Origin of the sequence: Neisseria iguanae (genome assembly GCF_003013245.1) — a bacterium.
GTDB classification, from domain to species: domain Bacteria; phylum Pseudomonadota; class Gammaproteobacteria; order Burkholderiales; family Neisseriaceae; genus Neisseria; species Neisseria iguanae.
Map to the genome: position 1 here is coordinate 28884 of NZ_PXYY01000009.1, position 20714 is coordinate 49597.

The following is a 20714-nucleotide window of genomic DNA, read 5'->3' on the forward strand; positions in this document are numbered from 1 at the left end:
TCAATAGCCTTTCAAAATTAGAAACGGAAGTGAGAGAACGCTTTGTTCGCTTCAGCCATACGGTGTACTTCTTCACGTTTTTTCAACGCACCGCCGCGGCCTTCAAAAGCGTCGATCAACTCGCCTGCCAAACGCAGGTCCATTGATTTCTCACCACGTTTACGGGCGGCATCGCGCACCCAGCGCATTGCCAAAGCCAAGCGGCGTGAAGGACGAACCTCAACAGGAACTTGGTAGTTTGCACCACCTACACGACGGCTTTTCACTTCCACGATAGGTTTGGCATTGGCAATAGCTTCGTTAAATACTTCAATGGCGACTTTGCCGGTTTTTTTCTCGATTTGCGCCAAAGCACCGTAAACGATGCGTTCAGCAACCGATTTTTTACCGTCGATCATCAATACGTTCATGAATTTGGTCAGCTCAACGCTACCGAATTTAGGATCCGGCAATACGTCGCGCTTGGGGACTTCTCTACGTCGTGGCATTTTAATTTCCTTTAATCTATTCAGTCGGGTCAATTCCCATGAATACCCAAATGAGCATTCACTTACTCGGCCGTTATTCAGCTTAGGCGGCCGACGTGCCTATTGTAAGCCCCAATAATTATTTAGGACGCTTAGCACCGTATTTAGAACGGGCTTGTTTACGGTCTTTGACACCGGCGGTATCCAAAGAACCGCGTACGGTGTGGTAACGTACACCCGGCAAGTCTTTTACACGACCGCCACGAATCAGTACCACGCTGTGTTCTTGCAGGTTGTGGCCTTCACCACCGATGTATGAAATCACCTCGAAACCGTTGGTCAGGCGGACTTTACATACTTTACGCAATGCAGAGTTAGGTTTTTTAGGAGTAGTGGTATATACACGGGTGCACACGCCGCGTTTTTGCGGGCAGGCTTCCAGTGCAGGCACTTTGTTTACGTACACGGGCTTTTGACGGCCTTTGCGTACCAATTGGTTAATAGTTGGCATATTTTCTCGTCCTGTTGAGTTAAATACTTACCGACACCATGTCGACAAGAGCGGAATTATAGTTTTTTGACAAGGGTGTAGTCAAGTGTCTGTCGCGCTAAACTTTTATTTTGCAATATTTTTACACGTTAATATGACATCAGGCCGTCTGAAAATACTATTCCGCTACTCTGTGGATTCGCAATTATGGCGGATTTGTTTGACAGCTTTGTTTCAGACAGCCTTTTTTACAGCGAAGGCCGTCTGAAACAGATACAGACTTTTTCCATAAACATGCATCTTGCTCTCTCCCTTAAATTCGATTAATCTATCATCATTCATTCCCAATTACCCCAAAGCCTTATGCAGACTGCCATTGCGCTCGAAATCCTGCCCCACGACCTGCCCGATAACGCGGAAGAGCGCATCAGCATGGGCTGTGCCGATATTTCCGAAAACGAAATCCGCGAGCAGTTCCCTGAAATTCTGAATATCCTGCTGATTGACCGCACCACATCGACCACCCGCAAAACGCGCAACATCATCTGGGCAAACGACAATTATCTTGAATACGGCGAAACAGCCTATGCCGCCACCGCACAAATTTTACCCGAACTCATCACCGGCGATTACGGCAAACTCATCATGCCGCGCGCCTTAAAAACCGCCGAACAGCAAAAACAGCGCACTAAAACCAAAGCCGAAGTATTCACCCCCACCCATATCGTCAAGCAACAAAATGACGTGCTTGACCGCGACTACCAAAACGACGACATCGAAACCTACGTCCGACGCAAATGGCTGGAAATCACCTGCGGCGAAGCACCTTACTATGGCGAGCCGTTACGATATGGAAACCAGCAAAATCATACCGCTATCCGAACGTGTCGGCTTTATTGACCGCAAGCTGCAACGCATCAATGCCGAAATCAGCGACAAAGCCGAATGGCAGCGGCTGATGCTGGAAGCCTACAAATCCGGCTACGGTTTTGAATGGAACGGCGATTCCTTATTGTTGGCACGCGAAAACCTGCTCTATACCTACCGCGATTATTATTTGGCCAAATGGGGCGAAGAACCGCTTTACGGCCTGTTTAAACAAATCGCCGAAATCATCAGACCAACACGAAATCGACTTTATCGAAAGCAAAGTCAAAGCGATGGAATAAACCCCAAAATGCCGTCTGAAACTCATGTTCAGACGGCATCTTTTGTAGATACAGTCAGCCGCCCCAAGCGGCGTAACCGTACGTTCGCCGGTTATGCCGTATATAGTTGTCTGAATGGTCGAAAACGGTGGCAATCGAATGCTCGCCTGCTGCGTCTTTTCGGGATTGTGGTTATACGGGTTCATCGGCCAGCTCCAAATAATGGGTCATCGGTAATTCGTGGTTGTGCGGCACAATCCGCGCCGGTTCGCCGTGGTCGCCGAACAAATAGCCCTGCGTGCCTCCGCCGCCGGTGGTTTCAACGGCGGTTTCCAGTTCAAACAATATCGGCTTGACCTTGCCGCGCCCGTTGGCGACAAACTGCCATTGCGTCAGCACAATCGGTTCGCCTGCTTCATCGCAGTAATTGAGCGCATCGCCGCAAACGATATTACGCTGCAACACATGGCGGATGACTTTTTCGATTTTTGGGAAGTGTCCGACAGATTTGTGTTTCGGCAGATACAGGTCTGTTACCGTGTGCACCAACCGTTCGCGGCATTCGGCGGCGTTGTCGGGCAGCAGTTCGATACCGTACAAGCTGCACACGGCCTGCACGGTTTTCATTTCGTATTCAAACGGGCTGTTGCGGTATTTTTGGTTGAGCAGCACCATGCGGCGGCGCAGGATTTCGGCTAAGAAATTGCCGTTGCCGCAGGCGGGTTCGAGAAAGGTTTTGTCCATGTCTTCGATTTGGCTCTGCACCAAATCGAGCATGGCATTGACTTCGCGCGGATTGGTAAACACTTCGCCGTGTTTGGCCACGCGTTCTTTGGATTTAACCTGCACGGCACACCTCCGCACAGGCAGACAAACAGCCCGAACGCCATAACCGTGTGTTCAGACGGCATGACAGTCGGGCTGTTTGGAATGGAAATAGGGATAATGAAAATGGGGATAAGGCCGTCTGAAAACGACGGCCGAAATTCAGCCTAGGCAGGCAGGCAGGCAGGCAGGCAGGCATTTTAATCATGAGTTATTAAAAGATAAAGGGGTTTTAATATTTCAGACCTGTTATCTGAATGGTATTTAGACAGCCTGAACAGATATAAAATCATATCATATTTATGGCGGGTAAAAGTGAGAAAATGCAGCATTTGATGCCGTATTGAATGCCGTCTGAATCCAATTATTTTCAGACGGCATCATGTGTAGGATGAACATCCTTGCCCGCCATTCTTGCACTTGTCTCAAGGTGGGCAAGAATGCCCACTTTACCTCTGTTTCAGACAGCCTCAACCCCATAAAAGGCCGTCTGAAACCCAACAAAAAAAAACCGCAAGTTGAAAGACTTGCGGTTTTGTCTATACCGGCCTTAAAGCAACAGCTTATTCGGTAGCATTCTCACCTTCTGCTTCAGCAACCGGCGCTATTTCCTACAATGTCAGTCTGAAAAGTTTTCAGACTGACATTTTCAAATCTAACCCGGCTCTTGCCATTGCTGCATCATTTCACGGATTTTGCGCAGCTGGCGACTGTATTTTCGGCAATGCGGACAATAAGTCAAATGGATATACAAAGCCATACGCTCTTTCCAGTCGAGCTTGCGGTCTTGGCTTTCCGAATAAAGCGCGCAGGCCTCTTTGCACTGGATCATCAGTGAGTGCCCGAATGGTTTGTACGGCGGATGAAACGGATGTTTGTTGCTCGAATTGTTGTACTTTTTCATCAGGCGGCTCCAAACCAATTGTGTTGTAGGCAGTCGCGCAATCCGTTACGGGCGCGGTGCAAAATGGCGTAGCAGTTGTTTGGGGTGATATCGAAATCGCGGCAGATTTCATCGACTTCCATGCCCATGATTTCACGCAAGTAAAAAATGCGGGCGGTGTTTTCAGGCAGATCACCAAGGCATGTTTGTAGGGTTTGGAAGAATTCCCGACGTTCCAGATTATCTTCGGTAGGGTTGCCCTGCCATTCCACTGGTGACGATGCTTCATGCCAGTGTCCACTCTCATCGAAACCGGCTTGGTAGCAGCTGTCAATACGGATAGCTTGTTCGCTGTCATCAAGGCTCACCAGCTCGCGATGGCTGCGGTAATAATCAATGATTTTGTTTTTGAGAATACTCATCACCCAAGTGCTGAGCGAGGCGTCTTCCCGATATTGCCCTTGTTTGCCGACTGCAACCGACAAGGCTTCTTGCACCATATCTTCAGACAGACTGTCGTCACGCAGCTGCATGCGTGCAAATTTGATCATGGCAGGCCGTAATACGGCAATTTTGCTACTGAATTCGTCGGTTTTTATCATTTTTTATTTGCGGGGAACCCTGCCGGTTTCTTTTTCAAAGTGAGTATTGTGTTCAGGCTACCGGTTGCACCGGCAAAGCACTGCCCATGCCAAAACGGCTTGCTTTTACTGCTTTCAAACCGGCACTAATACGTTTTCACCCAACCAGTGTGCTATCCGGGCGCGCAGCAAAGGTTCGGCATCGCGGTTGCCGGTCAGCTCGCTCAAAAAGGCAAGTAAATTGCCGATGCTGTCGTTTTGCTCTTGAAAATGTTGCAGCAGCAACACATCAATCTCACCTATGGCCTGATAACAGGTTTCATCATCCGCATTGCGCCAAGTAAGCACATTAGGCTGCCCTACTTCGAAACGCGCCAGATGGCTGCTGACGAAATCTACCGAGTATGGTTTCAAACGGCCGCCTTGCGCCCAAGTGAGCAAGCTGTCATCATTAATATCCTGCCTCGCCACATTTTCACGCAACGTTGTTTCGGCATGCAGCAAGTCGGCTTCAAATTCCATCATAGCCAGTACGTTCAGCGGCAAAGGCCTGTCTGAAAGCGATAAGATAAACTGCAAAAATTGCTCAGGAATGTCTTTGAAATAAGGTGATTCAGGCTTGCCTTCGCTAAGAAAACGGTTGCACAGGTTCTGCCACGTTGCTTCATCTGCAAAACCTATGCTTTCGCTGAAGCAGCGGTTCAAAAATGAAGCAATGTTATTATGCACCAAGCGGCGGTATACGGAGACGCCTCTGCCATCCAAACCTTCAGGCACAGCAGATTCAGGATTGCCTACTGTGGCAGCCAAGCCGAATTGGAACCGCTCTGCATCCCATTTTGTATCAGGCTGCATGGTTTTGCTTTCTCAGTGTTTGCTGCATCTGTGCAATGCGCGCTACTTCGGCCTCCAATTGGGCAAACGGCGGAAAATTGCTGTCGCGCTCCAACAAACACGGCGGCGGATTGACAAATTTAGTACAGGCGTAGGCGAATAAATCCCACACATCGCCGCACACGGCTTCTGCATGCGTATCAATCAGAATATCTTCGCCTTTATCGTGTCCTGCCATGTGCATATACACCACACGGCCCAAGTCGGTTTGATCGATAAAAGCACGACCCTCGGTTTGGCCGTGATTCACGGCGTTGACATAAATATTGTTGATATCAAGATGGATATCGCAATCTGCTTCGTGGGCAACTGCATTCAGAAATGCAACTTCCGTCATTTCATTATTCGGCGACAGCAAATAGGATGAGGTATTCTCAATCGCGATGCGCATTTCCAAAATTTCCTGTGTGCGCCGGATGCGTGCGGCAGTATTCAGAATGGTCTCTTCATTAAACATAAGCGGCAGCAGATCATAAAGATGTCCGAAATGGCTGCAATAGCTCAAATGTTCTGAAAAAAAATCGATTTTATAGCGGCGCATAAAGGCTTTCACTTCATGCAAAAAATCTTCCTGCAAAGGATCACGCCCACCCAATGACAGTGACAAACCATGACAAGCAATCGGGAAACGCTCGGCTACCTCATCAAACTGCTTGCGCGCGGCGCCACCCATGCGTATCCAGTTTTCAGGTGCCACTTCAATAAAACTGATGGCGCTTTTTTCCTTATCCAAACTGAGAAAGTTTTCTGCCAGATCGCGCTTGTAACCTAAACCCGCACCTTGAAGTATCGTACCCATACACTATTCCTTTCAATACGGTCAAACAAACCTACTTCCCAAACCAAGCCGGCAGAACCAAGCCACATCTTGACACTTTAAAGACTCCGGCAAACTGCGCTCTTTATAATTTGCAACGCTGCCGGGCTGTTTTGGGTAAGCAAGTCTCAGACAAGGGTTGCTGCATGCCAACGCAGCAACCCTCGAACCGCCTGCTTATTTGGTTTTTTTGCCACTAACCGGTTTTTTAACAGCGCCACACTTGCCTTCACCGCAAGCACCTTCTTTGGCTTTGCTGGGTTTGGTTGCCGCACCGCACTTGCCTTCACCGCAAGCACCTTCTTTGGCCTTACTACGTTTGGTTACCGCACCACATTTGCCTTCGCCGCAAGCGCCTTCTTTGGCTTTTTGAACCTGTTCAGTTTTGGCTTTGGCGGCTTTCGAAGCAGTTTGGGTTTGCGCATAAGCTGCAGTACCTGCCAAAGCTAAAACACTTGCCAAGGCAACCAAAGATGATGATTTTTTCATAGTTTGAACTCCGATATAAATATAAATACATTTAAATTAAATAAAAGACAGAAAACATGCCTTCCATCACTGAAAAACAACCCGGCAGTCAACCCACCTTGCTATTTTTATTTTCGAGACGATATCACACAAAAATTCGGGGCAATCTGCGTTTTAGCCAGAAATCGGCCGACCATCTTCCGGAACCCTGCAACACAACGCACAGCAGCACCAAACAATAAATCAAAGCCATTTTATAGCCATTGTCACACACATTGTACCCATTTTCCGCATGCACGGCATACCAAGCTACAGCAGTCAAAACCAGCAACGAAAATGCAGCATAACGCCCGAACAGCCCCAACACCAGCAATATCGGCGCCACCAGTTCAAAACCTGTCGCCAACGACCAATTCAGGTCGGCAGGTATCAGATTGAACGGGAAAGGAAAAGCATCCTGCAAATCCGCAAACCAGTTTTGCCCGTTCCATTTTTCCAGTCCGGCCTCGAAAAACTCATAAGCAGCAAACAGGCGTAGGGTGAACAAGGAAGCATCTTTGCCCGACGTGTACAAAAAACTGCTGCTTACAGATTGGGATGGATGTAATTGGGTTTCGTTTGCCATGTTGTACTCGTTCCTTTTATTGACTCTGTAACCTGTTAGACGGACATCTCTTCCGATTCTTATACCGATTTTTTAATAAATTTATATCTTATTGTTTTATATTAAAATTTTATAAAATTGAAATTATAAGGCTACTTAAAGTGCCTGCCTGAAAAACCGCCGGCTGAAAACAACCGGCGGCTTTTTTCAAGTACACAACGGGTTTATTCGGGCAACTCTTCACTGATTTTCCCGGCTTCATTCTGCTCCGTCCACTCATTACGGCGGCTGCGGTGGTAGGTCAAGCCGGTACCTGCCGGAATCAGACGGCCTACAATTACGTTTTCTTTCAAGCCACGCAGTTCGTCCTGTTTACCCATAATCGCAGCTTCAGTCAGTACGCGCGTGGTTTCTTGGAAAGATGCGGCAGAGATGAAACTGTCGGTTGACAACGAAGCTTTAGTAATACCCAACAACACGTTTTCGAAGCGTGCCGGTTCTTTACCTTCTGCGATAGCTTTTTCGTTGGCCAACATCACGTCGCCGCGCTCAACCTGTTCGCCGGTGATGAAACCGGTTTCGCCCGAGTCGGCAATGTTCACGCGGCGCAGCATTTGGCGGATGATGACTTCGATGTGTTTGTCGGAAATCTTTACACCTTGCAGGCGGTAAACTTCTTGTACTTCTTGCACAATGTACCGTGCCAATGCTTCGATACCTTGCAGACGCAAAATGTCATGCGGATCAACCGCGCCGTCAACGATGGTTTCTCCACGGTTTACCACTTGGCCGTCGTGTACCAGAATCTGTTTCTCTTTGGAAATCAGAGTTTCATAAGCCACGCCGTCAACGTCGGTGATAATCAGACGTTGTTTGCCTTTTGTTTCCTTACCGAACGATACGGTACCGGTGATTTCAGCCAGCATCCCGGCATCTTTCGGAATACGCGCTTCAAACAATTCAGCTACACGCGGCAGACCGCCGGTAATGTCGCGGGTTTTAGACGAAGCCTGCGGGATACGCGCCAATACGTCACCCTTACCAATTTCCTGACCTTCGCGTACAGTAATCACTGCACCAACCGGGAAAGCCATTGATACGGGAGTTGAAGTACCCGGAATGCAGATTTCCAAACCGTTTTCATCCAACAGTTTCACTGTCGGGCGCAACAATTTAGACGTACCCGCAGAACGGCGTTTACCGTCAATCACGACCAAAGTAGACAAACCGGTCACATCGTCGGTTTGCTTGGCAACGGTTACGCCTTCTTCGATATTTTCGAATCTCACCAAACCGGCGTGTTCGGTAATCATCGGACGGGTGTGCGGATCCCAAGTCGCCAAGGTCTGACCGGCTTTAACGGCTTCACCGTCTTGCACCAGCAAGATGGCGCCGTAAGGCACTTTATGACGTTCGCGCTCGCGACCGATATCGTCGTGAATGACTACTTCGCAAGAACGGCCGATGACCACCAATTCACCTTTATTGTTGGCAACATAGCGCATTTGACTGCTGAAACGTGCCGTACCGTTGGATTTGGCTTCCACTTGGCTGGCGGCAGCTGCTCGGGACGCGGCACCACCGATATGGAAGGTACGCATGGTCAACTGGGTACCTGGTTCGCCAATTGATTGAGCGGCAATCACACCAACCGCCTCGCCTGCGTTTACCAGCTTACCGCGTGCCAGGTCACGCCCGTAACATTGTGCACACAAGCCGTGGCGGGTTTTACAGGTAATCGGGGTACGTACTTTAACTTCATCAACACCAGAGTGATCAATCAGATCGACCAGTTTCTCGTTCAACAGGGTACCGGCTTCTACCAGTGTTTCTCCACTAGATGGATCAACGACATCAGAAGCAGTCACACGCCCTAAAATACGGTCGCGCAAGGCTTCAATCACGTCACCGCCTTGTACCACGGCTTTCATCACAAAGCCGTCTGAAGTACCACAATCGTCTTCTACCACCACCAAGTCTTGAGTCACATCAACCAAGCGGCGGGTCAAGTAACCGGAGTTGGCGGTTTTCAAGGCGGTATCGGCCAGACCTTTACGCGCACCGTGGGTCGCAATAAAGTATTGCAATACGGTCAAGCCTTCGCGAAAGTTGGATGTAATCGGCGTTTCGATGATTGATCCGTCCGGTTTGGCCATCAGGCCGCGCATACCGGAAAGCTGTTTAATCTGCGCTGCCGAACCACGAGCCCCGGAGTCAGCCATCATGTAGATGGAGTTAAAAGACTCTTGATCCACTTCTTTACCTTCGCGGTCAATGACTTTTTGGGTAGACAGGTTATCCATCATCGCTTTGGCGATGCGGTCACCGGCACGACCCCAAATATCGACCACTTTGTTGTAACGTTCGCCGTTGGTCACCAAACCTTGACGGTATTGGTCCTCGATTTCCTTCACTTCGGCTTGAGCCTCCTCCAACAATACGGCTTTTTCCTTTGGAATTTCCATATCGTCGACCGCAATTGAGATACCTCCTTTGGCGGCATAAGCAAAACCGGTATACATCAAATGGTCGGCAAAAATGACCGTGTCACGCAAACCGCATAAACGGAAAGATGCATTAATCAGCTTGGAAATTTCTTTTTTCTTCAATGCTTTGTTAATGTACTCAAACGGCAGGCCTTTAGGCAGAATTTCGCTCAACAAGGCGCGGCCTACGGTGGTTTCGTAGCGGTTAACCACCGGTTCCAATTCACTGTTTTCGTTTTTCATCCATTCACGCAGGCGGACGGTGATTTTGGTACCCAGCTCCACTTGTTTGGTGTGGTAGGCGCGGTGTACTTCTTTCACGTCGGCAAACAGGCTACCTTCTCCTTTGGCATTGATGCGGTCACGGGTCATGTAGTACAGACCCAATACGATATCTTGAGAAGGTACGATAATCGGTTCGCCGTTGGCCGGAGATAAGACGTTGTTGGAAGCCAACATTAAAGTGCGCGCTTCCATTTGTGCTTCCAAGCTCAATGGAACGTGGACGGCCATTTGGTCGCCGTCAAAATCGGCGTTAAACGCGGCACACACCAACGGATGCAACTGAATCGCTTTGCCTTCAATCAAAATCGGCTCAAATGCTTGAATACCCAAACGGTGCAATGTTGGTGCACGGTTCAGCATGATTGGATGTTCGCGGATGACTTCTTCTAAGATGTCCCATACTTCCGGCACTTCTTGTTCAACCAATTTTTTAGCAGCTTTAACTGTGGCCGCCAAACCTTGTTTTTCCAATTTGTGGAAAATGAACGGTTTGAACAACTCCAATGCCATTTTCTTCGGCAAACCACATTGATGCAGACGCAGATAAGGGCCCACGGTAATCACCGAACGGCCTGAATAGTCCACACGCTTACCCAGCAGGTTTTGGCGGAAACGGCCGCCTTTACCTTTAATCATGTCGGCCAATGATTTCAACGGGCGCTTGTTGGCACCGGTCATAGCTTTACCGCGACGGCCGTTATCCAACAGGCTGTCTATTGCTTCTTGCAACATGCGTTTTTCGTTACGCACGATGATGTCTGGTGCGCTCAAATCCAACAAACGTTTCAGACGGTTATTACGGTTAATCACACGGCGGTACAAATCGTTCAAATCGGAAGTGGCAAAACGTCCGCCATCCAAAGGTACCAACGGACGTAAATCAGGCGGCAGAACCGGCAGCACATCCATAATCATCCACTCGAGCTTCATGCCTGAGCGGTGAAATGCTTCCAATACTTTCAAACGTTTGGCGATCTTTTTGATTTTGGTGTCCGAACTGGTCGATTCCAATTCTTGACGCAACACACCGATTTCACCTGCTACATCCAATGACCGCAGCAATTCGCGGATACCTTCGGCACCCATCTTGGCATCGAAATCGTCACCGTATTCGTCCAATTTGTTGTAGTAATCGTCTTCGGTCAATAATTGGCGGCGTTGCAGCGGGGTCATGCCCGGGTCGGTTACCACAAATGCTTCAAAGTACAATACACGCTCAATGTCACGTAGGGTCATATCCAATACCATGCCTAAACGTGACGGCAGCGATTTCAAAAACCAAATATGGGCAACCGGCGCAGCCAGCTCGATATGGCCCATGCGTTCGCGGCGCACTTTAGATAGCGTCACTTCCACGCCACATTTTTCACAGGTTACGCCTTTAAATTTCAGGCGTTTGTATTTACCGCACAAACATTCGTAGTCTTTTACCGGGCCGAAAATCTTGGCACAAAACAAACCGTCGCGTTCAGGCTTGAAGGTACGGTAGTTGATGGTTTCCGGTTTTTTCACTTCACCGTAAGACCAAGAACGGATGGTATCCGGGGAAGCAATGCCGATTTTAATGGCATCAAACTCTTCTTCCATACCCGCTGTTTGTAACGGATTAAATAAGTTTAACAAATTCATTTTTGCTCCTTGAAGGAAGTATTTTTACCGCTTGGCGGATAAAGATTTGGATAGAACGGCATAGCTTTTCAGACGGCCTTTAAACATTTTTTGTTATATCCGTTCAAAGCGTTGTGTTCTTTAACAGACGGCCTGTTAATCATAAAAAAGGCCGTCTGAAAATGTCGTTTAGTAACGTTCCAAATCAATATCCAAGCCCAATGAGCGAATCTCTTTGACCAATACGTTGAAGGATTCAGGCATACCGGCGTCAATTTTGTGTTCGCCTTTGACAATATTTTCATACATTTTGGTACGGCCTGTCACATCATCGGACTTCACGGTCAACATTTCTTGCAGCGTGTAAGCGGCACCGTAAGCTTCCAGTGCCCAAACCTCCATCTCACCGAAACGTTGTCCGCCGAACTGCGCTTTACCGCCCAACGGCTGTTGGGTCACCAAGCTATAAGGGCCTGTAGAACGGGCGTGCATTTTCTCGTCAACCAAGTGGTGCAATTTCAAGTAGTGCATCACCCCCACGGTCACGCGGCGGTCAAAGGCTTCGCCTGAACGGCCATCGTAAAGGGTAATTTGGGTTTTGGTGTCGTTAAAACCTAGCTTTTCCACTTCAGGATCATCGCTTGGATAAGCCAAGTTCAACATATCGCGGATTTCAGACTCTTTGGCGCCATCAAATACCGGAGAAGCAAAAGAAGCACCTTTGCGCAAGTTAGACGCCAATTCGATGATTTCATCATCACTCAAGCTGTCAAGATCTTCTTGTTTGCCACTGTTGTTATACAACTTATTCAAGAATTCGCGCAATTCGCTGGCTTTACGCTGTTCTTTGAGCATGCGGTCTATGCGTTCGCCAATACCTTTTGCCGCCCAACCCAAGTGGACTTCCAAAATCTGACCGATGTTCATACGTGATGGTACACCCAATGGATTCAACACGATGTCTACAGGACGGCCGTCTGCCATGTAAGGCATGTCTTCCACCGGCAGAATGCGCGATACCACACCTTTGTTACCGTGGCGGCCGGCCATTTTGTCACCGGCTTGCAGACGGCGTTTGATGGCGATAAATACTTTCACCATTTTTTGCACGCCCGGCTGCAATTCGTCGCCTTGAGTCAGCTTTTTCTTCTTCACTTCATACAACTCGTCCGCTTCTTCGCGTTTTTGTTGCAGGCTCAGTTTAATCAGTTCCAACTGTTTGGCCAAATCTTCATCAGCCAAACGGATGTCGAACCAATCGTGTTTGCTGGTGACAGAAGCCAAGTATTCTGCAGTAATTTCGCTGCCTTTAGCCAATTTCATCGGACCACCGTTGGCTTTTTGGCTAACAATCATGCGCTCGATGCGGTCGAAAGCATCGTTATCGAAAATACGCAGTTGGTCGCTCAAGTCTTGGCGGTAGCGTTTCAGCTCGGAATCGATAATCGACTGGGCACGTTTGTCGCGTTGGATACCTTCACGGGTAAACACTTGCACGTCAATCACGGTGCCGCTCATACCGGTCGGCATACGCAATGAAGTATCTTTTACATCCGAGGCTTTTTCACCGAAAATCGCACGCAGCAGTTTTTCTTCAGGCGTCAATTGGGTTTCGCCTTTAGGAGTCACTTTACCCACCAATACGTCACCGGCTTCCACTTCTGCACCAATATAAACGATACCTGAGTCGTCCAAGCGGTTTTGCATGCGCTCCGACAAATTCGGAATATCGCGGGTAATATCTTCTGCACCTAATTTGGTGTCACGCGCTACTACGTTCAATTCTTCAATGTGAATCGAGGTGTAACGGTCATCCGCAGCCACTTTTTCAGACAACAAAATCGAGTCTTCGTAGTTGTAGCCGTTCCAAGGCATGAACGCAATGGTCATGTTTTGACCCAGCGCCAACTCACCCAAATCAGTAGAAGCACCGTCGGCCACCAAGTCGCCACGTTGCAATACGTCTCCTGCTTTCACGGCCGGACGTTGGTTGATGTTGGTTGACTGGTTGGAACGGGTAAATTTCACCAAATTGTAGATGTCAACACCGACTTCGCCGGCAGTCGCTTCATCATCATGCACACGAATCACCACACGGTTGGCATCCACATATTCCACCACGCCGCCTCGACGGGCAACAATAGCAGTTGCCGAGTCAATGGCTACCGAGCGTTCGATGCCGGTACCGACCATCGGCTTTTCAGGGCGCAGGCAAGGCACAGCTTGACGTTGCATGTTGGCACCCATCAATGCACGGTTAGCATCATCGTGTTCCAAGAACGGAATCAGGGAAGCCGCTACCGACACTACTTGACCGGTTGCCACGTCCATGTATTGCACGCGGTCAGGCGTAGCCATGATGGTTTCGCCTTTTTCACGACAAGTAACCAAATCGCCGGTCAACTTGCTTTCTGCATCCAATTCGGCATTGGCCTGCGCAATCACATAGCGGCCTTCTTCGATAGCTGACAGATAGTCAATTTCAGTCGTTACTTTGCCGTCAATCACACGACGGTATGGCGTTTCCAAGAAGCCATAATCATTGGTGCGTGCGTAAACAGACAGCGAGTTAATCAAACCAATATTCGGACCTTCAGGTGTCTCAATCGGACATACGCGACCATAGTGAGTCGGATGTACGTCACGCACCTCAAAGCCGGCACGCTCGCGGGTCAAACCACCCGGCCCCAAAGCAGAAACACGGCGTTTGTGTGTTACTTCAGACAATGGGTTGGTTTGGTCCATAAATTGGCTCAATTGACTCGAGCCGAAAAATTCTTTAATCGCAGCAGAAACCGGTTTGGCATTAATCAAGTCATGCGGCATCAAGTTTTCAGACTCTGCTTGGTTCAAACGCTCCTTCACGGCGCGCTCAACACGTGCCAAGCCGCTGCGGAATTGGTTTTCTGCCAATTCCCCGACAGAACGCACGCGACGATTGCCCAAGTGGTCAATATCGTCCACTTCGCCATGGCCGTTACGCAATTCAACCAAGGTCGCAATTGAAGCCACAATATCTTCAATGCTCAGTACGTAATCGCCTTTTTCAGCCGCACCGGCAAAGGTTTCGTTCAACAAACGGCCATACCAAGATCCTTGCTGCGTTTCAGACAATTTTTGCTCGTAAGTACGGGTATTGAATTTCATACGGCCTACACGAGACAAATCATAGCTATCTTCGCTGAAAAACAAGCGGTTAAAAAGCATTTCAACGGCTTCTTCGGTAGGCGGCTCGCCTGGACGCATCATGCGGTAAATCGCCACACGGGCAGCTTGTTGGTCGGCTGTTTCATCAGTGCTCAAGGTGCTGGAAATATAACCGCCTTGATCCAATTCATTGATGTACAGAGTGGTCATTTGTTCGATACCGTGAATATCCAGTTTCGCCAGCAATTCTTCTGTAATTTCATCATTTGCAACAGCTAATACCTCGCCGGTATCTGGCACAATCAAATCGACAGCTAAGACTTTACCCAATAAAATCTCAGGATCAACGTCCAAGCGGGTCAAACCGGAATTGGCAATATCACGGATATTCTTAGCCGTTATGCGTTTACCTTTGGCTACCAAGACATTACCGTCGGCATCAACGATATCGGTTTTGGCTGTTTCACCTTTCAAACGGGCTGGAATCAGTTCAGTCTGCACCCCGCCTTTTGACAAGAAGAAGGTTTCTTTGTCATAGAAGGTATCCAAAATCTGTTCATTGTTGTATCCCAAAGCTTTCAACAAAATCGTTACCGGCATTTTACGGCGGCGGTCAATACGGAAATACAGCAAATCTTTCGGATCGAATTCAAAATCCAACCATGAACCACGGTAAGGAATAATACGGGCAGAGAACAACAATTTGCCCGAAGAATGGGTTTTACCACGGTCATGCTCAAAGAAAACACCCGGAGAACGGTGTAATTGGGAAACAATGACACGTTCGGTACCATTGATGACAAAAGAGCCACTTGGTGTCATCAACGGGATTTCACCCATATATACTTCGTTTTCGCGCACTTCTTTTACCGTCGGCTTAGAAGCTTCTTTATCCAAAATTACCAAACGGATGCGTGCACGCAAAGGAGCGGCATAAGTAATGCCGCGCAATTGGCATTCAGAGATATCAAACAGCGGATCGCCTAAGGTGTAATGGACAAATTCCAAACGCGCATAACCATTGTGACTGACAATTGGAAAAATAGAATTAAACGCGGCTTGCAGACCATCATCGGTGCGTTGGGCGAAAGCATTTTCTAATTGCAAAAATTTTGCATAAGAATCAATTTGAGTTGCAAGCAAAAAAGGAACTTCCAATACGTTCTCTCGTTTGGCAAAACTCTTACGGATACGTTTTTTCTCGGTAAACGAATAGTTCATATACACTCCGAAGGGTGGCTTTGAATAGAAATGCCGTCTGAAAAAGGCGGACGACTATTTTGTGATATTATTTACATTTATTTATATTTATTTCGAATTATAAATGCAAATAAATGCAAATAATTATTTTCTATATAATTAAAATGCAAAATAAGGCTGGCAGATATCTGCCAGCCTTGACTGAAAGTATCAAATAATTATTTGATTTCGACTTTGGCGCCGGCGTCTTCCAATTGTTTTTGGATGTCTTCAGCTTCAGCTTTAGAAATACCTTCTTTCAGTGTTTTGGGCGCGCCGTCAACGATGTCTTTAGCTTCTTTCAAACCCAAACCAGTGATAGCACGAACAACTTTAATCACGCCAACTTTTTGATCACCGGCAGAAGCCAAAACAACGTCAAACTCAGTTTTTTCTTCAGCAGCAGCGGTACCAGCCCCAGCAGGACCGGCAACAGCAACGGCAGCAGCAGAAACGCCGAATTTTTCTTCAAAAGCTTTAACCAATTCGTTTAATTCCATAACGGTTAAAGAACCAACGGCTTCCAAAATGTCTTCTTTAGTAATAGCCATGCTATTTAAACTCCAAATATTGTATTAAAAATTAAATTTCAGATGAAACAAAATCGATTAAGCAGCTTCTTCGCTAGCTTTTTTCTCAGCCAATGCAGCCAAACCGCGTGCGAAACCAGCAACAGGCGCCTGCATAACATACAACAGTTTAGACAACAATTCTTCACGGCTAGGAATAGAAGCCAACTCGCTCACTTGAGCAGCGTCCATTACGTCACCATTATAAGAACCGGCCTTAATAACGATTTTTTCATCTTTTTTCGCGAATTGATGCAGCACTTTTGCAGCAGCCACAGCATCTTCAGAAGCAGCGTAAACCAGCGGACCTACCATGTGATCTGCCAAATCTGCAAATGAAGTTCCTTCTACTGCGCGACGAGCTAAAGTATTTTTCAGAACACGTAAATATACACCTTCTTTACGTGCATTTGCACGCAGCTCGGTCATGCTGGCAACACTGATACCGCGATATTCTGCAACCACCAGAGTTTGAGCGTTAGCAATTGCTACACTAATCTCTTCAACAGCTACTTTCTTGGCTTCAATATTGAGACTCAAGGTCTACCTCCTACTGTTTATCAACAGAATACTTCATCAGTATTCCACCAGCGCGGTAACCTAAAAAGACATCTTAACAAGCTTTCTTGTAATTTGTTTCAGGACTACCGTCTGCGTAGGGCAATAATGATTAAATCTTACGATCCCTACGGTCTTGGACATCTACTTAATATTTTAAGTAGCCCAAATCCAGGCAGCCTAAAAAGGCCGCCTGAAAATTCTTAGTTGTTCACGCTAGAAGTATCTACGCGAACACCCAAACCCATTGTGCTGGAAACGGCAACTTTACGTAAGTATTGACCTTTGGCAGCAGCAGGTTTTGCTTTAACGATAGCATCCAGCAATGCGTCAAAGTTTTCTTTCAAATCAGCTTCGACAAATGAAGCACGACCGATGGTAGCATGCACGATACCTGCTTTATCAGTACGATATTGCACTTGACCGGCTTTGGCGTTTTTCACGGCTTCAGCCACATTAGGAGTCACAGTACCGACTTTAGGGTTAGGCATCAAACCACGCGGACCTAAAATAGTGCCTAATTGACCTACGATGCGCATTGCATCCGGAGAAGCAATCACAACGTCAAAGTTCAAGTTACCGCCTTTAATTTCAGCAGCCAAATCATCGAAACCGACTACATCTGCACCCGCTTCTTTAGCTGCTTCAGCATTGGCGCCTTGAGCAAATACAGCCACACGAGTGGTTTTACCTGTGCCTTTAGGCAATACTACTGAACCGCGAATCACTTGGTCGGATTTACGAGGATCTACACCCAAGTTGAATGACACATCAACTGACTCATCAAATTTGGCAGTTGCGGCATTTTTTACCAAAGCAATCGCTTCATCAATCGCATACAATTTGTTTGCTTCAACAGAAGAGCGCAAAGCTTTCAAGCGTTTAGAAACTTTAGCCATTATACACCCTCCACATCCAAGCCCATTGAACGGGCTGAACCAGCAATAGTACGTACCGCTGCATCCAAATCAGAAGCTGTTAAATCAGGCTCTTTGGTTTTCGCGATTTCTTCCAACTGAGTACGAGTTACTTTACCCACTTTATTAGTCAATGGATTTGCACTACCTTTTTGCAGGCCGGCAGCTTTCTTCAATAAGATAGAAGCTGGAGGTGTTTTCATCACAAATGTGAATGATTTGTCTGCAAATGCAGTAATCACAACAGGAATTGGCAAGCCAGGTTCCATACTTTGGGTTGCAGCATTAAATGCTTTACAGAATTCCATAATGTTCAAACCACGTTGACCCAATGCCGGACCAACTGGAGGGGATGGGTTGGCCTTACCTGCACCAATTTGCAGTTTAATGTAGCCTACAATTTTCTTTGCCACTTAAAGGACTCCTAAAAGACGGGTATAACGCGGAACCATTCCGCTTCCCAAAAACGAATTTTTTATTATAAAACCTAATGTATTTTAATTCAAGACATTAATTTGATTAAATCTTTTCAACCTGACCGAATTCCAGCTCGACAGGTGTTTCACGACCAAAAATCTGTACGGAGACACGCAGCTTATTGCGCTCATAATTGACTTCATCCACCATGCCGTTAAAGTCAGCAAAGGGACCGTCATTTACACGAACCGGTTGACCCACTTCAAATTCAACTTTTGGTTTTGGTTTTTCAACACCAGTACGAACCTGTTGCATAATAACATCAGCTTCACGCTGAGAAATTGGCAATGGCCGGTTGGCGGTACCGCCAATAAAACCGGATACGCGTGGCGTACTTTTTACCAAATGCCATGAATCATCAGTCATTTCCATTTCAATCAAAACATAACCGGGATAAAATTTGCGTTCACTAATCGTACGACGGCCATTTTTGATATCGACCACCTCCTCAACTGGAACCAAAACTTGGCCAAAATACTCTTCCATACCCTCACGGGCAATACGCTCTTTCAATGTTTTTTGAACATTTTTTTCAAAGCCGGAATAAGCCTGCACCACATACCAACGTTTTGACATTTTATCCCCTCTTCAATAACAAATCAAAAAATAACCATGAAACTGCTGTATCTACTGCATAAATAAACGCAGCTAGAATTGCTACAAAAATAATCACGAATGCGGTCATTTTGACCGCATCATCACGAGCCGGCCAAACTACTTTCTTGAATTCCAACCAAGAACTCCGAAAATAAGCGAATAAACCTTCACGTTGCGGAGAGAATACGTTACTACCCGATTCGGCAATCTTTTCCGCTTTATTTTCAGGCATACGATCAGCCATTTCAAACTCACTTTCCATAGCATTTATAATGACAAACAATATAAAATCATACTTTTATAGTGATGCAATGGTTAAAAATAAATCCATTATAGAAATAAAATAGAAAAATTAACCGGCACTAAGGCCGGTTAATTTTTGATTTGGCAGGCCAGGAGGGTCTCGAACCCCCAACCCTCGGTTTTGGAGACCGATACTCTACCAATTGAGCTACTGGCCTTCTAAAACTTAAGCAATAATAGAAGATACAACACCGGCACCTACGGTACGGCCACCTTCACGGATCGCAAAACGCAAGCCTTCTTCCATCGCGATTGGGGCAATCAGTTCTACAGTGATGGCTACGTTTTCACCAGGCATTACCATTTCTACGCCTTCTTCCAAAGTTACCGCACCGGTAACGTCAGTTGTACGGAAGTAGAATTGTGGGCGGTAGTTAGCGAAGAATGGCGTATGACGACCACCTTCTTCTTTGCTCAATACGTATACTTCTGCTTTGAATTTGGTATGCGGAGTGATTGAGCCTGGTTTGGCCAATACTTGACCGCGCTCAACTTCTTCACGTTTGGTACCACGCAGCAATACGCCTACGTTGTCACCTGCTTGACCTTCATCCAGCAATTTACGGAACATTTCCACACCGGTACAAGTAGTTTTCGCAGTGTCTTTCAAACCAACAATTTCGATTTCATCACCTACGTGGATGATACCGCGCTCTACGCGACCGGTTACTACCGTACCACGACCGGAGATCGAGAATACGTCTTCGATTGGCAACAAGAATGGTTTGTCAACGGCGCGTTCCGGAGTTGGAATGTAGCTGTCCAATGCGTCAGCCAATTCAAAGATTTTCGCTTCGTAAGCAGCATCGCCTTCCAAAGCTTTCAATGCAGAACCTTGGATGATCGGACAGTCGTCACCCGGGAAGTCATAGCTTGACAACAAGTCACGGATTTCCATTTCAACCAATTCCAACAACTCTTCATCGTCAACCATATCGCATTTGTTCATGAACACCAAGATATATGGTACGCCTACTTGGCGGCCCAACAAGATATGCTCACGGGTTTGCGGCATAGGACCGTCGGCAGCAGATACCACCAAAATCGCGCCGTCCATTTGTGCGGCGCCGGTAATCATGTTTTTCACATAGTCAGCGTGACCCGGACAGTCTACGTGAGCGTAGTGACGGGTTTCGGTTTCGTATTCTACGTGAGAAGTGTTAATGGTAATACCGCGGGCTTTTTCTTCCGGTGCGTTGTCGATTTGGTCGTAAGCTTTCGCAGCACCACCGAATTTTTTAGCCAAAATAGTAGTCAACGCAGCAGTCAGCGTGGTTTTACCATGGTCAACGTGACCGATGGTGCCAACGTTTACGTGCGGTTTGCTACGTTCGAATTTTTCCTTAGCCAT

Annotated in this window: 20 protein-coding genes and 1 tRNA gene; 2 read left to right on the forward strand and 19 right to left on the reverse strand. The window is 47.2% G+C overall.

What is annotated here, in order from left to right; translation table 11 throughout:
• Positions 1-17: 17 nt before the first annotated feature.
• Together rpsG and rpsL are read right to left on the reverse strand one after the other, a co-directional pair.
• Positions 18-488 carry a 30S ribosomal protein S7 gene (gene rpsG / locus C7N83_RS02740; RefSeq protein WP_106740466.1) on the reverse strand — a complete coding sequence of 157 codons (471 nt, stop codon included), beginning with the start codon at positions 486-488 and terminating at the stop codon, positions 18-20.
• 118 nt (positions 489-606) lie between these two features.
• On the reverse strand, positions 607-978 hold the full coding sequence (gene rpsL, locus C7N83_RS02745) for a 30S ribosomal protein S12 (RefSeq protein ID WP_002218431.1): 372 nt from the start codon (positions 976-978) through the stop codon (positions 607-609).
• Between the two features lie 342 nt (positions 979-1320).
• Here rpsL and C7N83_RS02750 point away from each other — a divergent pair, with 342 nt between their 5' ends.
• Both C7N83_RS02750 and C7N83_RS15130 read left to right on the forward strand, forming a co-directional pair.
• Positions 1321-1857 carry a hypothetical protein gene (locus tag C7N83_RS02750; protein ID WP_211296561.1) on the forward strand — a complete coding sequence of 179 codons (537 nt, stop codon included), beginning with the start codon at positions 1321-1323 and terminating at the stop codon, positions 1855-1857.
• A gap of 89 nt (positions 1858-1946) precedes the next feature.
• Positions 1947-2126: a hypothetical protein gene (locus C7N83_RS15130; RefSeq protein ID WP_211296562.1), complete on the forward strand. Its 180-nt coding sequence runs from the start codon at positions 1947-1949 to the stop codon at positions 2124-2126.
• 171 nt (positions 2127-2297) lie between these two features.
• On the opposite strand, the gene C7N83_RS14135 is transcribed toward C7N83_RS15130, so the two are convergent.
• The 17 genes from C7N83_RS14135 to tuf form a co-directional block, all read right to left on the reverse strand.
• On the reverse strand, positions 2298-2954 hold the full coding sequence (locus C7N83_RS14135) for a DNA methyltransferase family protein (RefSeq protein ID WP_146135076.1): 657 nt from the start codon (positions 2952-2954) through the stop codon (positions 2298-2300).
• A gap of 631 nt (positions 2955-3585) precedes the next feature.
• A complete protein-coding gene (locus C7N83_RS02770; protein ID WP_245911100.1) occupies positions 3586-3834 on the reverse strand; it encodes a zf-HC2 domain-containing protein in 249 nt (82 codons plus the stop codon).
• On the reverse strand, positions 3834-4415 hold the full coding sequence (locus tag C7N83_RS02775) for a sigma-70 family RNA polymerase sigma factor (RefSeq protein ID WP_106740473.1): 582 nt from the start codon (positions 4413-4415) through the stop codon (positions 3834-3836). Before C7N83_RS02775 ends, C7N83_RS02770 begins: the two co-directional genes overlap by 1 nt.
• Before the next feature lie 114 nt (positions 4416-4529).
• A complete protein-coding gene (locus C7N83_RS02780; RefSeq protein ID WP_106740474.1) occupies positions 4530-5249 on the reverse strand; it encodes an HvfC/BufC family peptide modification chaperone in 720 nt (239 codons plus the stop codon).
• Positions 5239-6078, reverse strand: coding sequence for an MbnB/TglH/ChrH family RiPP precursor modification enzyme (locus C7N83_RS02785; protein WP_170064777.1), 840 nt, complete (start codon positions 6076-6078; stop codon positions 5239-5241). Before C7N83_RS02785 ends, C7N83_RS02780 begins: the two co-directional genes overlap by 11 nt.
• 204 nt (positions 6079-6282) lie before the next feature.
• Positions 6283-6594, reverse strand: coding sequence for an HvfA family oxazolone/thioamide-modified RiPP metallophore (locus tag C7N83_RS02790; protein ID WP_106740477.1), 312 nt, complete (start codon positions 6592-6594; stop codon positions 6283-6285).
• 124 nt (positions 6595-6718) lie between these two features.
• Positions 6719-7198: an HvfX family Cu-binding RiPP maturation protein gene (locus tag C7N83_RS02795; RefSeq protein ID WP_106740479.1), complete on the reverse strand. Its 480-nt coding sequence runs from the start codon at positions 7196-7198 to the stop codon at positions 6719-6721.
• A 203-nt stretch (positions 7199-7401) separates the two neighbouring features.
• A complete protein-coding gene (gene rpoC, locus C7N83_RS02800; protein ID WP_106740480.1) occupies positions 7402-11577 on the reverse strand; it encodes a DNA-directed RNA polymerase subunit beta' in 4176 nt (1391 codons plus the stop codon).
• 168 nt (positions 11578-11745) lie between these two features.
• Positions 11746-15924 carry a DNA-directed RNA polymerase subunit beta gene (gene rpoB / locus C7N83_RS02805; protein ID WP_106740482.1) on the reverse strand — a complete coding sequence of 1393 codons (4179 nt, stop codon included), beginning with the start codon at positions 15922-15924 and terminating at the stop codon, positions 11746-11748.
• Between the two features lie 197 nt (positions 15925-16121).
• Positions 16122-16493: a 50S ribosomal protein L7/L12 gene (gene rplL / locus C7N83_RS02810; protein WP_106740483.1), complete on the reverse strand. Its 372-nt coding sequence runs from the start codon at positions 16491-16493 to the stop codon at positions 16122-16124.
• Positions 16494-16550: 57 nt separating this feature from the next.
• Entirely contained in the window at positions 16551-17051 is a 501-nt protein-coding gene (gene rplJ / locus C7N83_RS02815; protein ID WP_106740485.1) for a 50S ribosomal protein L10, read from the reverse strand.
• A gap of 221 nt (positions 17052-17272) precedes the next feature.
• Entirely contained in the window at positions 17273-17968 is a 696-nt protein-coding gene (gene rplA / locus C7N83_RS02825) for a 50S ribosomal protein L1 (RefSeq protein WP_106740487.1), read from the reverse strand.
• Positions 17968-18399, reverse strand: a complete 432-nt coding sequence (gene rplK / locus C7N83_RS02830) for a 50S ribosomal protein L11 (protein ID WP_106740488.1) — start codon at positions 18397-18399, stop codon at positions 17968-17970. Before rplK ends, rplA begins: the two co-directional genes overlap by 1 nt.
• 106 nt (positions 18400-18505) lie before the next feature.
• Positions 18506-19039, reverse strand: coding sequence for a transcription termination/antitermination protein NusG (gene nusG, locus C7N83_RS02835; protein WP_106740490.1), 534 nt, complete (start codon positions 19037-19039; stop codon positions 18506-18508).
• Between the two features lies 1 nt (position 19040).
• On the reverse strand, positions 19041-19304 hold the full coding sequence (gene secE, locus C7N83_RS02840; protein WP_106740493.1) for a preprotein translocase subunit SecE: 264 nt from the start codon (positions 19302-19304) through the stop codon (positions 19041-19043).
• 141 nt (positions 19305-19445) lie between these two features.
• Positions 19446-19521: transfer RNA gene (locus tag C7N83_RS02845), tRNA-Trp, on the reverse strand.
• Positions 19522-19529: 8 nt separating this feature from the next.
• A complete protein-coding gene (gene tuf, locus C7N83_RS02850; protein ID WP_096294484.1) occupies positions 19530-20714 on the reverse strand; it encodes an elongation factor Tu in 1185 nt (394 codons plus the stop codon).

Coding starts and splice junctions, on each gene's coding strand:
- secE (WP_106740493.1), bottom strand. CDS start 19,304: ATGGCTGATCGTATGCCTGAAAATAAAGCGGAAAAGATTGCCGAATCG.
- C7N83_RS02770 (WP_245911100.1), bottom strand. CDS start 3,834: ATGAAAAAGTACAACAATTCGAGCAACAAACATCCGTTTCATCCGCCG.
- C7N83_RS02750 (WP_211296561.1), top strand. CDS start 1,321: ATGCAGACTGCCATTGCGCTCGAAATCCTGCCCCACGACCTGCCCGAT.
- nusG (WP_106740490.1), bottom strand. CDS start 19,039: ATGTCAAAACGTTGGTATGTGGTGCAGGCTTATTCCGGCTTTGAAAAA.
- rpoC (WP_106740480.1), bottom strand. CDS start 11,577: ATGAATTTGTTAAACTTATTTAATCCGTTACAAACAGCGGGTATGGAA.
- rpsL (WP_002218431.1), bottom strand. CDS start 978: ATGCCAACTATTAACCAATTGGTACGCAAAGGCCGTCAAAAGCCCGTG.
- C7N83_RS02790 (WP_106740477.1), bottom strand. CDS start 6,594: ATGAAAAAATCATCATCTTTGGTTGCCTTGGCAAGTGTTTTAGCTTTG.
- rpsG (WP_106740466.1), bottom strand. CDS start 488: ATGCCACGACGTAGAGAAGTCCCCAAGCGCGACGTATTGCCGGATCCT.
- C7N83_RS02775 (WP_106740473.1), bottom strand. CDS start 4,415: ATGATAAAAACCGACGAATTCAGTAGCAAAATTGCCGTATTACGGCCT.
- C7N83_RS02780 (WP_106740474.1), bottom strand. CDS start 5,249: ATGCAGCCTGATACAAAATGGGATGCAGAGCGGTTCCAATTCGGCTTG.
- rplA (WP_106740487.1), bottom strand. CDS start 17,968: ATGGCTAAAGTTTCTAAACGCTTGAAAGCTTTGCGCTCTTCTGTTGAA.
- rpoB (WP_106740482.1), bottom strand. CDS start 15,924: ATGAACTATTCGTTTACCGAGAAAAAACGTATCCGTAAGAGTTTTGCC.
- C7N83_RS02795 (WP_106740479.1), bottom strand. CDS start 7,198: ATGGCAAACGAAACCCAATTACATCCATCCCAATCTGTAAGCAGCAGT.
- rplL (WP_106740483.1), bottom strand. CDS start 16,493: ATGGCTATTACTAAAGAAGACATTTTGGAAGCCGTTGGTTCTTTAACC.
- tuf (WP_096294484.1), bottom strand. CDS start 20,714: ATGGCTAAGGAAAAATTCGAACGTAGCAAACCGCACGTAAACGTTGGC.